This window comes from Metabacillus rhizolycopersici (assembly GCF_020075705.1).
In genome coordinates, this window is record NZ_JAIQUM010000009.1 from 34643 (window position 1) to 47180 (window position 12538).

Below are 12538 nucleotides of genomic sequence, written 5' to 3' on the forward strand. Positions count from 1 at the left end.
TGGCATGTATTTCTTATCAAATGTAAATTGGTTTACAGTGAGAAACATGACATAGTTGAGATGCCCTTTTATATTGTCCGGAAAGTTATCAACCCCATTTTAAAATAGTATGATAAAATATGAACATTCATCTAGGTGGAGCATATATCTAAGGCGCTTGCGCTTTTAGAGTAATAATAGAATATAGTAAGGAGGATCACAATGTTCCTCAAACGATTGGATATTGTAGGGTTCAAGTCCTTTGCTGAACGAGTATCAGTTGACTTTGTTCAAGGTGTTACAGCAGTAGTTGGACCAAATGGTAGTGGAAAAAGTAATATTACAGACGCAATTAGATGGGTGCTAGGAGAGCAATCAGCTAAGTCTCTTCGCGGAGCAAAAATGGAGGACATCATTTTTGTAGGCAGTGATTCTAGAAAGGCGTTAAATATAGCTGAAGTTACGCTAACGCTCGATAATGATGATCATTTTCTTCCAATTGACTATCGTGAGGTTAGTATTACACGTCGGGTTTATCGATCAGGAGAAAGTGAATTTTTTATCAATAAACAAGGATGCCGACTTAAGGATATTGTTGATTTATTTATGGATTCTGGTCTTGGAAAAGAAGCATTTTCAATCATAAGCCAGGGGAAAGTTGAAGAAATCTTAAGTAGCAAATCAGAAGAGCGTCGAATGATTTTCGAAGAAGCGGCAGGGGTATTAAAATATAAAACCCGTAAGAAAAAGGCTGAATATAAGTTAGCAGAAACACAAGAAAATTTAAATCGTGTTCAAGATATTTTGCATGAGCTTGAAAATCAAGTTGAACCATTAAAAATCCAAGCTTCGATTGCAAAGGATTACCTCCAAAAGAAAGATGAATTAGAGCAAATTGAGGTAGCATTAACGGTACACGAAATTGAGGACCTGTATCAAAAATACGAAGCACTTACTAAATCCTTTGAAGAAGGGAAGGACCGTGAACTCAAGCTTTCTGCAACAATTCAAAAAAGAGAATCAGAAATAGTAAAAATGCGTGATCATTTAGCTGCATTGGACGATTCTATTCATGACCTGCAGCAGGTTCTCCTACTAGCAAGTGAAGAGTTAGAAAAATTAGAAGGTAGAAAAGAAGTTCTAAAAGAACGAAAGAAAAATGCTCATCAAAATAAGGCGATGTTAGAAAAAACAATTACAGAACTAACTGACCGCTTATCGCATTTAAACAAAGAAAAACAAAATCAAGAGTCGTACCTAGTTACCTTTACGAAAGAGGTACAATCGATTAAGGAACAATTAGCTGAAAAGCAAGCGCTCATTTCATCCTTCAATCAAAATGTCGAAGAAACGATAGAAGGTTTAAAAAGTGAATATTTCGAGCTTCTTAACGAGCAAGCTTCAGCGCGAAATGAAATTCAATATTTAGACGAGCAGCTTAGCCAACAGGAACGAAAAAATATAAAACTACTAGACTCGAATCAACGATATATCACAGAACGTCAAGAGATTTTAGTTAAAAAAACAAAGATTGAAGCAAAATATTCATTAATTGAAAGTAAATTATCTGAACAAATCAAAAGCTTCCGCGATGCACAAACGATGCTTGAAAGTGGAAAAAATGCGTATCAAAAGAAAGAATCAGCTTTATATCAAGTATATCAAATCCTCCAGCAAACTCGATCTAGGAAAGATGTACTAGAATCAATGCAAGAAGATTATGCTGGGTTCTTCCAAGGAGTAAAGGAAATTTTAAAAGCTAAGGATCAACTAGGCGGAATTCATGGAGCGGTTGCTGAATTAATTTCAACTGATAAGCAGTATGAAACCGCGATTGAAATTGCGTTAAGCAGTTCGTTGCAGTATGTTGTTGTTGAAGATGAAGCTACTGGGCGGAAAGCCATCCAATTTTTAAAGAAAAATTCATTCGGCAGAGCAACGTTTTTTCCGCTATCGGTAATAAAAGAACGATCGATTGCTCAACATGATCTTCGACTGATTCAAACCCATCAAGCCTTTGTTGGCGTGGCGACAGATTTAGTAAAGTATCAAGACAAGTTTAAAAAGGTTATCGCTAATCTTCTTGGAACGGTTATTGTAACATCTGACTTAAAGGGTGCAAATGAAATTGCAAAACTAATGAATTATCGCTATCGTCTCGTTACACTCCAAGGTGACGTTGTTAATCCTGGTGGATCAATGACGGGTGGAGCTGTTAAACAAAAGAACAATTCTTTATTAAGTCGTGGCCGTGAATTAGAAGCAATTAATGAGAAGCTACTAGTAATGGAAGAGAAAACAGCCCACCTTGAAAAAGACGTGAAAGAGACAAAGGAAACGATTGAAAAACAAGAAGAGTTACTTGAAAAGTTGCGTTCGTTGGGAGAGCAGCTCCGAATTGAAGAGCAAATGATTAGAAGTGAAAAGAGAGAAATTGAGTTAAATGAGAAAAATGTTAACGATCATCTAATGCTATATGATGCAGAGCGTGAATCTTATGATTCTGATAAGGAAAGGTATACGACTCGGAAAATGACGCTTACTCAAAACGTGCAAACAATTTCTACTAAGCTAAAACAATTAGATGATGAGCTTGAGGAATTATCAGCTAAAAAAGTATCTCAGCAAACATCAAAAGCTGAGTTACAGGATGAATTGACTGACTTGAAGGTTGTTTTTGCAAGTAAGCAGCAGATTTATGAAAACCAAAAAGAAAAGGTTGAACGCATAAAGCTAGATTTACAACAATCACTCCAAAAATATGAGGAAGCAAAAGAAGATTATTCATTGCTATCGAATGAAATGAATACGAGTTCTTCTGGTGAGGAGAAACTAGAAGAAGCTGCAAGTAAAAAGCTACAAGATAAAAATAAAACAATAGAGTTAATTGCTACAAGACGAGAGGAACGTCTTCAATTATTTGAAAAGCTTGAGTTTGAAGAGCGCGAATTGAAGGAATTTAAGCGTCAAGAAAAACAATTTCATGATAGCCTCAAGGACGAAGAGGTTAAGCTTAATCGCTTCGATGTTGAACTAGATAATCTCCTCAATCACTTAAGGGAAGAATATTCGTTAACCTTTGAAGGTGCAAAGGAAAAATATTCCCTTGAAATGGATATCGATGAAGCGAGAAAAAGGGTGAAATTGATCAAGCTTTCGATTGATGAGTTAGGGACAGTAAACCTAGGTGCGATTGATGAATATGAACGTATTTCTGAACGTTTTACCTTCCTATCAGAGCAACAGAGTGATTTACTTGAGGCAAAAGATACCCTTTATCTGGTCATTGATGAAATGGATGAAGAAATGAAGAAAAGATTTGAACAAACTTTTAATGCCATTCGTTCTCATTTTGAAATCGTATTTCAGGCGTTGTTTGGTGGGGGAAGGGCTGAATTAAAGTTAGTTGATCCTAAAGACTTATTAAATACTGGTGTCGATATCATTGCGCAGCCACCAGGTAAAAAACTGCAAAATCTAAGTTTATTATCAGGTGGAGAACGAGCTTTAACAGCAATCGCATTACTCTTCTCTATACTAAAGGTTCGGCCTGTTCCATTTTGTGTACTTGATGAGGTGGAAGCAGCACTTGATGAGGCTAATGTGTTTCGCTTTGCCCAATACTTGAAAAAATTCAGCCATGAAACACAATTTATCGTGATTACACACCGAAAAGGAACAATGGAAGAAGCTGATGTACTGTATGGAGTAACAATGCAAGAATCAGGAGTTTCCAAGCTTGTATCCGTAAGACTTGAAGATTCAAATGAATTAGTACAATCTAGCTGAAGGGACGAATAAATATGAGCTTTTTTAAAAAATTAAAGGAAAAAATCACAAAACAAACTGATTCTGTCACAGAGAAATTTAAGGAAGGCTTAACAAAAACACGTGATTCATTTGCAGGTAAAATGAATGATCTTGTTGCAAAATATCGTAAAGTAGATGAAGATTTTTTTGAAGAACTTGAGGAACTTCTGATCAGTGCAGATGTTGGTGTAACAACTGTTATGGATCTGATTGATGAATTGAAAATGGAAGTTAAACGTCAAAATATCCGAGATACAAAAGAGGTTCAAGCGGTAATATCAGAAAAGCTAGTAGAAATCTATCAAGGTGAACAAGAAGAAGATAAAAGCAACAAACTAAACATTCAACCTAATCGACTAAACGTCGTGTTGTTTGTCGGTGTGAATGGCGTGGGGAAAACGACAACAATTGGGAAATTAGCTCACAAACTAAAAAGTGAGGGGAATTCTGTCCTCTTAGCTGCCGGTGACACTTTTAGAGCAGGTGCTATTGAGCAACTTGAGGTATGGGGTGAACGCGTTGGGGTTGATGTCATAAAGCAATCTGAAGGCTCGGATCCTGCTGCGGTTATGTATGATGCTGTGCAAGCTGCAAAAGCACGCAACGTCAATGTGCTGTTATGTGATACAGCAGGTAGACTTCAAAATAAGGTCAATTTAATGAAAGAGCTTGAAAAGGTAAAACGAGTGATTGAAAGAGAAATTCCTGGCGCTCCACATGAGGTTTTACTCGTACTCGATGCAACTACAGGTCAAAATGCGATGACTCAAGCGAAGCAATTCTCACAAACAACAGATGTTTCTGGTATCGTATTAACTAAATTAGACGGTACAGCAAAAGGTGGTATCGTCTTGGCGATTAAAGGTGAGCTCGATATCCCTGTGAAATTGGTAGGGCTTGGTGAGAAAATGGATGACTTGCAGGAATTCAATACAGAACAGTATGTATACGGACTTTTCTCTGGAATCATTGAAGAGCAGGAAGATTGATAAGAACAGTGAAAGCGCCTCGGTGGTTTTAGAGCACTGTTGACTCTAATCAAACGACGATGGTTATAATCCTCAATTCATTAATGGTTAGTCTCAACAACTAAGTGGATCATATCCCACGTCAGAACGAATAGATAAGAGCAAACTCAAACATTGGCTGATGGGCCATTGTTTAAGTTTGCTCTTTTTTAAAAGATAAGAAAGCATAAATTTTTTGACTTAGTTTTCGTGTTCAGCGCCTAGCCCCTCTTGGGTCTAGGTCACTCAGGGATTGAAGGCAAAGAACACCATCTATTCCTGAGCGTTTTATTTGCCTGAGGCTGAACAAGGCGCTTGCGCTTTTCTTATAATAACTCATAATAGAGAACTAAAATATCTCTCCCAAACTACTTGACAAAGGATATTTACATATGTAGACTGTTATCTGTAAAGGTAATTCACTTAACAAAGGGATGAATCAATATGACGATTGAAAAAACGACAAGAGTTAATTATCTGTTTGATTTTTATCAATCGTTATTAACTCCAAAACAAAAAAGTTATATGTCATTATATTATTTGGATGATTTCTCTCTTGGTGAAATTGCAGAAGAATATGATGTTAGTAGACAGGCTGTTTATGATAACATTAAACGAACTGAAGCAATGCTGGAGCAATACGAAGACAAGCTATTATTATTTCGAAAGTTTCAAAAGCGTCAAGAGTTAATGACAAAACTTCGTGAATATACTGCAAACACAGATAAATATGAGGAATTTGCTACATTACTTAGTGAACTTGAGAAATTAGATTAGGAGGCGGCATTATGGCATTTGAAGGATTAGCCGACCGACTGCAAAATACGATGGCGAAAATTCGCGGTAAAGGGAAGGTTTCAGAAGCTGATGTAAAAGAGATGATGAGAGAGGTTCGTCTCGCACTTCTCGAAGCTGATGTTAACTTCAAGGTTGTAAAAGACTTTATAAAGCGTATCAGTGAACGCGCCGTTGGTCAAGAGGTCATGAAAAGCTTAACACCTGGCCAACAGGTCATTAAAGTTGTAAAAGAAGAACTAACGGTATTAATGGGTGGGGAGCAAAGTAAAATCGCAGTTTCCAATCGCCCACCAACAGTCATTATGATGGTTGGTTTACAAGGTGCTGGTAAAACAACGACAACTGGAAAGCTTGCAAATCTATTACGGAAAAAATACAATCGTAAGCCAATGCTTGTTGCAGCAGATATCTATCGCCCTGCAGCGATTAAACAATTGGAAACGTTAGGTAAACAATTAGATATGCCTGTTTTTTCTTTAGGTGATCAAGTTAGTCCTGTTGAAATTGCAACAAAAGCCCTTGAATATGCAAAGAATGAACATCATGATTATGTTATCATTGATACGGCAGGTCGTCTTCATATTGATGAAACGTTAATGGAAGAGCTAGAACAGGTGAAAGCAATTTCTAAGCCTGATGAGATTTTCTTAGTCGTTGATGCGATGACAGGTCAAGATGCAGTGAATGTAGCTAAAAGTTTTAATGAACAGCTTGGACTAACAGGTGTTGTCCTGACAAAACTAGATGGTGACACACGTGGTGGTGCGGCGTTATCTATTCGCTCTGTTACAGACACTCCAATTAAATTTGTTGGTCTTGGTGAGAAGCTTGATGCATTAGAAGCATTCCATCCAGAACGTATGGCATCAAGGATCCTCGGTATGGGTGATGTTCTAACACTAATCGAAAAGGCTCAATTAAATGTAGACGCAGAAAAGGCGAAAGAGCTTGAGCAAAAGATGCGGACAATGTCATTTACTTTCGATGACTTCCTTGAGCAATTGAGCCAAGTTCGTAACATGGGTCCATTAGAAGATTTAATTGGCATGCTTCCAGGAGCGAACAAGGTCAAAGGCCTTAAAAACGTTCAGGTTGATGAAAAACAGATTAGTCATGTAGAGGCAATTATTAAGTCCATGACAAAGGCTGAAAAACAAAATCCCGAAATCATGAATGCTTCACGTAAAAAACGAATTGCGAAAGGAAGCGGAACATCAGTTCAAGAGATAAACCGCCTCTTGAAGCAATTTGAAGATATGAAAAAAATGATGAAGCAAATGACAAGTATGACAAAGGGGAAGAAAAAAGGGATGAAATTCCCATTTATGTAATGAAATGCGGAGGCGCCTTGCTCAGCCCCGACAAGCACAAGACGATTAGGAATAGAAGGTGTTCTTTACCTTCAATTCCTAATTGGCTTGTGACCTCGAGGGGCTAGGCGCCGGAGCTAGACACTAAAACCAAGTACAAAAAACAACTTTTTTAAAGGAATTTTCTTCTGACAAGAAAAAAACCTTTACATCATATCACTTATTTGATAACATATTATCTTGTTGAAATAATTTCGGAGGTGCTTTATAAAATGGCAGTTAAAATTCGTTTGAAACGTATGGGAGCAAAAAAATCTCCTTTTTATCGTATTGTAGTAGCAGATTCTCGTTCACCACGTGATGGACGTTACATTGAAGTAGTTGGAACATACAATCCAGTTGCTCAACCAGCAGAAGTAAAAATTAATGAAGAATTAGCATTGAAATGGATGCAAGATGGTGCTAAACCTTCTGATACAGTACGTAACTTGTTCTCTAACCAAGGTATTATGGAAAAATTCCATAACGCAAAATACAGCAAATAATGACTGTAACTGAGATGAAAGAGTTAGTCGAAGCAATTGTGAAACCACTTGTTGACTCACCAGAACATGTTGAAATAACTGAACTGGAGACTAAATATCAAATTACGTATCGCCTTTCTGTTCATGAAGATGATATTGGCAAAGTAATTGGAAAGCAAGGACGAATAGCAAAAGCAATTCGAACTGTTGTGAATGCAGCGGGATCTAATTCATCTAAAAGAATTCAATTTGAAATTAATGACTAAAAAAGGGTGAGGATGGTTCCTCCCCTTTTTTTGTACTTAATTAAAACGACGGTACCATTGATTACACTTAGCTGCTAAGTTAAGCTAATAAGTGACGGGAAATTGAACTATTAGACTTATAGAGAATCGTATGAAGCTCAGGTCGAGGAGGAATAATAATGAAAATACTCCACCAAGTTGCAGTCAAACAGATTTTGACTGAGACGAGTAAGCAGGCGCTAATCGAGCAGTTTTCTAATAAGAAAAAACTATTAGAACAAGAATGTGATCAATTATATTTTGAATATAAAAAGGTTGAAAAATCGAGTAAACAGCTGGCAACACAATTTTTAAAAGAGATTGATAAAAGGCGAGAAAAAGCCAAACTTGTAGAGTTTCAACTTCAACAAGTACATACATTGCCCATTGGAAGTGAATTGAAAGAAAAAGATGTTGAAGCAATTGTTGAAGTAAATGTTGGTGATAATTGGAATGCTTTAATGAAAGAAAGTGCGATTGTCATAAAAGATGGAATTGTCGATCAAATACGCTTGAGGTGATAAATGTGGCAGAAAAATGGTTTAATGTAGGAAAGATCGTAAATACACATGGAATTAGAGGTGAGGTTCGAGTTATTTCAAAAACGGATTTCGCTGAAGAAAGATATGTGCCTGGGAATACTTTATACATCTTCAAAGAAGAAGCCGACAATCCGATTAAGGTTGTTATTGATAGTCATCGTGTACACAAAAATTTTGACTTGCTGACATTTGAAGGAATGCCCTCAATCCAGGATGTTGAGCAATTTAAAGGAGCTTTATTAAAAGTAGATGAAAATCAGTTATCTGAGCTTGATGAAGGAGAATATTATTTCCATGAAATTATTGGTTGCAAAATGTACACTGATCAGGGAGAGGAAATAGGAACGATTCGGGAAATTCTTGCAACAGGAGCGAATGATGTCTGGGTTGTGAAACGAAAAGAAGGGAAAGATCTTCTCATTCCTTACATCGAAGAAATCGTGACGGAAATCAATATTGATGAAAAGAAAGTAATCATTACACCAATGGAAGGATTACTAGACTGATGAAAATCGATTTTATGACCCTTTTCCCAGAAATGTTTAATGGTGTGTTGAATGAATCTATTTTAAAAAAAGCACAGGAAAAAGAAGCTGTAGAGTTTCGCGTCATTAATTTTCGAGATTATTCGTCAAACAAGCATAATACGGTTGATGATTATCCATATGGTGGTGGAGCCGGAATGGTATTAAAACCACAGCCAATTTTTGATGCTGTAGAGGATCTTAAGAAGCAATCAGATACAACACCTAAAGTGGTTCTTGTATGCCCGCAAGGAGAACGATTTACGCAGGCTAAAGCCGAGCAATTAGCGACTGAAGACCATCTCCTGTTTATCTGTGGTCATTATGAAGGGTATGATGAACGAATTCGGGAACACCTCGTAACAGATGAAATTTCAATTGGGGATTTTGTGTTGACAGGCGGTGAGCTTGCATCAATGGTGATTGCTGATAGTGTTGTCAGGCTTCTTCCAGGGGTACTAGGAAATGAAGATTCACCTATATTAGATTCATACAGTTCAGGACTGCTTGAGCATCCTCACTATACAAGACCTGCGGATTTTCGAGGAATGAAGGTACCAGAAGTTCTTTTGTCTGGCAATCATAAAAAAATTGAAGAATGGCGTGAGCAAGAGTCACTGCGAAGAACATTCACAAGGAGACCGGATTTACTAGAATCCTATCCTTTAACAGACAAGCAAAAATCGATTATAAAACGATGGGAAAATGAAAACTAGCTATTGCAGGGACAACGGCAATATGGTATGATAAATCTCGTGACTTGCAGTAGCAGTCACTTAAAAGGATGTTCCGCTGCAATATGAAATGTTGGAATGAGCATCTGTTGGAAGGAGTTGAAGACGATGCAAAAACTAATTGAAGATATCACAAAAGAACAACTTAAAACTGATCTACCTTCATTCCGTCCTGGAGATACAGTACGTGTACACGTAAAAGTTATCGAGGGTACTCGTGAGCGTATTCAGCTTTTTGAAGGTGTTGTGATTAAGCGTCGTGGTGGTGGAATTAGCGAAACATTTACAGTACGTAAGATCTCTTACGGTGTAGGTGTTGAACGTACTTTCCCTGTACACACACCAAAGATCGCGAAGTTAGAAGTTCTCCGTCGCGGTAAAGTTCGCCGTGCTAAACTTTACTACCTACGTAAATTACGTGGTAAAGCTGCACGTATCAAAGAAATTCGATAAGATTGCTTAGCATATGCTGAGTCTCAAATATATGGGTCAGTTTTTAGATACTGTCCGTATAGTTGAAAAGGAGCTTGTTTAATAAACAAGCTCCTTTTTCAGCTAAAAGCGGAAGCGTTTTGAATAATTTTGTCCTAGTGGCGAAAATGAAAAGAGAGAAACTCTTAAATTTTAAACACTTCGATTGCTATATCTTTTTATAGGGTATAGTATTATTTATAGACTGTGGTCGTAATGATTGCTAGAGTGGGTGATATGATGGCAAAAAAGAAAAACGAACTTTTAGAATGGATAAAAGCATTAATTATTGCGGTGCTGTTAGCAGCGGTCATAAGGTATTTCTTTTTCGCTCCAATCGTTGTTGACGGTCACTCTATGATGCCAACTTTACATACGCAAGACAGAATGATTGTCAATAAATTTTCGTATAAAATCGGAGAACCAAAACGTTTTGATATCGTCGTTTTTCATGCAACAGTGGATAAGGATTACATTAAAAGAGTCATTGGCTTACCCGGAGATCGTGTGGAGTATAAAGAAGACACTCTCTATATAAACGGAGAAGCGTTTGAAGAACCATATCTTGAAGAATACAAAGATCAATTGATCGATGGTCCATTGACCGAGCCTTTTGATTTAGAAAGTATTATAGGACAGGATACTGTGCCAGAGGGGCATATCTTTGTAATGGGAGATAATCGAAGACAAAGCAAAGATAGTCGGCACATCGGTACAGTACCAATAGAAGAAGTGATGGGTAAGACGAGTTTTGTTTATTGGCCCATTTCTGATATACGATTTGAGAAATAGTAAGAAGGTGTTATAAATGACTATACAATGGTTTCCAGGACATATGGCAAAAGCAAGAAGACAAGTAACAGAAAAGCTTAAACTAATTGATATTGTTTTCGAACTTGTTGACGCTAGAATTCCAATGTCGTCAAGAAATCCAATGATCGATGAAATTGTTTCATCTAAACCACGAATTGTGTTACTAAACAAAGCAGATAAAGCTGATGCATCCATAACAAAGCAATGGATCGATTATTTTAAGGAAAGAGAAATTCCTGCGATTGCGATTGATGCTCAAACAGGAACAGGACTTAAACAAATTACCGCTTTATCGAAAGTATTATTAAAGGAAAAATTTGACAAAATGGCATCTAAAGGAATTAAACCACGCGCAATCCGTGCGTTAATTATTGGGATTCCAAATGTCGGAAAATCAACACTGATAAATCGCCTTGCAAAGAAAAATATTACAAAAACGGGAGACCGACCTGGTGTAACCACTGCGCAACAGTGGGTAAAGGTTGGCAATGAACTCGAGTTATTGGACACTCCGGGAATTCTCTGGCCAAAATTTGAAGACCAGCTTGTCGGATTTAAGCTTGCAACGACAGGAGCTATTAAGGATGCAATCTTGAATTTGCAAGAGGTTACGGTATTTGCTCTGAATTTTCTAAGAGAACACTATCCGGATCGGCTCAAGGAGCGCTTTAACATAGATGAATTACCTAATGAGGTTGTACAGCTGTTTGACGAAATCGGCAAAAAACGGGGTTGTATCATGCCTGGTGGGTATATCGACTACGACAAAACATCTGAGCTTGTTTTAAGAGAAATTCGTTCTGATAAATTAGGAAGATTATCTTTTGAAACACCAAAACAGTTCACTGAACAATAAGGAACAAAAAGTTCGGCTCGCAAAATTTTGCGGGTCTTTATTTTTGTTTAGAAAAAACCCCTATATAATGACTAGAGGAAGAATGATAAGGAGTTAAGAGAAATGCAATTAACGACTAAGGAAGTTAAACAGAAACTAACGGAAATTACAAGCGATAAAGATCCATTTCTAGAAGAATGCAAAATGGATTCAAGAAAAGGTGTCCAGCAGTTAGTTGGAAAATGGTATAAAAAGAATGAGCAAGAAAAATTGCTACAGCAGCAGTATTATCATATGTCGAGCTATGAGAAAAGCGCTCATGACAAAGGTTTTCATTTGATTGCAGGTGTTGATGAAGTCGGCAGAGGCCCTCTTGCAGGACCTGTTGTAGCAGCGGCTGTTATCTTAAATGAAGATTGTTATCTACCTGGGTTAACAGATTCCAAAAAACTATCGGCAGCAATGAGAGAAAGGTTTTACGAACAGATAAGAGAAAATGCCCAAGCGATTGGCATAGGCATCATTTCGCCAAAGATGATAGATGAAATCAATATTTTTGAAGCAACAAAACTAGCGATGAAAAATGCGATTAAAGAATTAACAATTCAACCAAATTATTTATTACTTGATGCGATGAAATTAGATGTTCCGATTTCACAGGAATCGATTATTAAAGGTGATGCGAAAAGTGTTTCAATTGCAGCGAGCTCAGTAATCGCAAAAGTTACACGTGATCGGATCATGTTGGAACTTGCAAAAGAATTCCCGGAGTATGGATTTGAAAAACATATGGGCTATGGTACCAAACTTCATTTAGAAGCATTAAAAACTCACGGAGTAACAGTGCATCATCGCAAGAGCTTTGCGCCTGTAAAAGCGTTAGTTTACTAAATGAAAGAGTGTAGAA

At 37.3% G+C, this 12538-nt stretch carries 13 protein-coding genes; all 13 read left to right on the forward strand.

Annotated elements, in window-relative coordinates; genetic code table 11:
* The first annotated feature begins 201 nt into the window (after nt 1-201).
* The 13 genes from smc to rnhB all read left to right on the forward strand — a co-directional run bounded on the left by smc (nt 202) and on the right by rnhB (nt 12522).
* Nucleotides 202-3768 (forward strand): chromosome segregation protein SMC, encoded by a 3567-nt coding sequence (smc, locus tag K9V48_RS06195; RefSeq protein WP_224137825.1) that lies wholly within the window; start codon nt 202-204, stop codon nt 3766-3768.
* A gap of 14 nt (nt 3769-3782) precedes the next feature.
* Complete coding sequence (gene ftsY / locus K9V48_RS06200) at nt 3783-4778, forward strand: signal recognition particle-docking protein FtsY (RefSeq protein ID WP_224137828.1); 996 nt, start codon at nt 3783-3785, stop codon at nt 4776-4778.
* A 462-nt stretch (nt 4779-5240) separates the two neighbouring features.
* Complete coding sequence (locus K9V48_RS06205) at nt 5241-5573, forward strand: putative DNA-binding protein (protein ID WP_224137830.1); 333 nt, start codon at nt 5241-5243, stop codon at nt 5571-5573.
* An 11-nt stretch (nt 5574-5584) separates the two neighbouring features.
* The gene (gene ffh / locus K9V48_RS06210) at nt 5585-6925 is read left to right on the forward strand and encodes a signal recognition particle protein (RefSeq protein WP_224137832.1); all 1341 of its coding nucleotides are present in this window, start codon (nt 5585-5587) and stop codon (nt 6923-6925) included.
* 251 nt (nt 6926-7176) lie between these two features.
* On the forward strand, nt 7177-7449 hold the full coding sequence (rpsP, locus tag K9V48_RS06215; RefSeq protein WP_111615005.1) for a 30S ribosomal protein S16: 273 nt from the start codon (nt 7177-7179) through the stop codon (nt 7447-7449).
* 14 nt (nt 7450-7463) lie between these two features.
* Nucleotides 7464-7694 (forward strand): KH domain-containing protein, encoded by a 231-nt coding sequence (locus K9V48_RS06220; RefSeq protein ID WP_111615433.1) that lies wholly within the window; start codon nt 7464-7466, stop codon nt 7692-7694.
* Nucleotides 7695-7852: 158 nt separating this feature from the next.
* Nucleotides 7853-8233, forward strand: a complete 381-nt coding sequence (locus K9V48_RS06225; RefSeq protein ID WP_224137834.1) for a YlqD family protein — start codon at nt 7853-7855, stop codon at nt 8231-8233.
* 5 nt (nt 8234-8238) lie between these two features.
* Entirely contained in the window at nt 8239-8760 is a 522-nt protein-coding gene (rimM, locus tag K9V48_RS06230; RefSeq protein ID WP_308012510.1) for a ribosome maturation factor RimM, read from the forward strand.
* Nucleotides 8760-9494 carry a tRNA (guanosine(37)-N1)-methyltransferase TrmD gene (trmD, locus tag K9V48_RS06235; protein WP_224137836.1) on the forward strand — a complete coding sequence of 245 codons (735 nt, stop codon included), beginning with the start codon at nt 8760-8762 and terminating at the stop codon, nt 9492-9494. Before rimM ends, trmD begins: the two co-directional genes overlap by 1 nt.
* 126 nt (nt 9495-9620) lie before the next feature.
* Entirely contained in the window at nt 9621-9965 is a 345-nt protein-coding gene (rplS, locus tag K9V48_RS06240; RefSeq protein WP_224137837.1) for a 50S ribosomal protein L19, read from the forward strand.
* 258 nt (nt 9966-10223) lie between these two features.
* The gene (gene lepB, locus K9V48_RS06245) at nt 10224-10775 is read left to right on the forward strand and encodes a signal peptidase I (RefSeq protein WP_224137839.1); all 552 of its coding nucleotides are present in this window, start codon (nt 10224-10226) and stop codon (nt 10773-10775) included.
* A gap of 16 nt (nt 10776-10791) precedes the next feature.
* Nucleotides 10792-11652, forward strand: coding sequence for a ribosome biogenesis GTPase YlqF (gene ylqF, locus K9V48_RS06250; protein WP_224137841.1), 861 nt, complete (start codon nt 10792-10794; stop codon nt 11650-11652).
* Between the two features lie 102 nt (nt 11653-11754).
* Nucleotides 11755-12522, forward strand: coding sequence for a ribonuclease HII (rnhB, locus tag K9V48_RS06255; protein ID WP_224137843.1), 768 nt, complete (start codon nt 11755-11757; stop codon nt 12520-12522).
* Nucleotides 12523-12538: the final 16 nt, after the last annotated feature.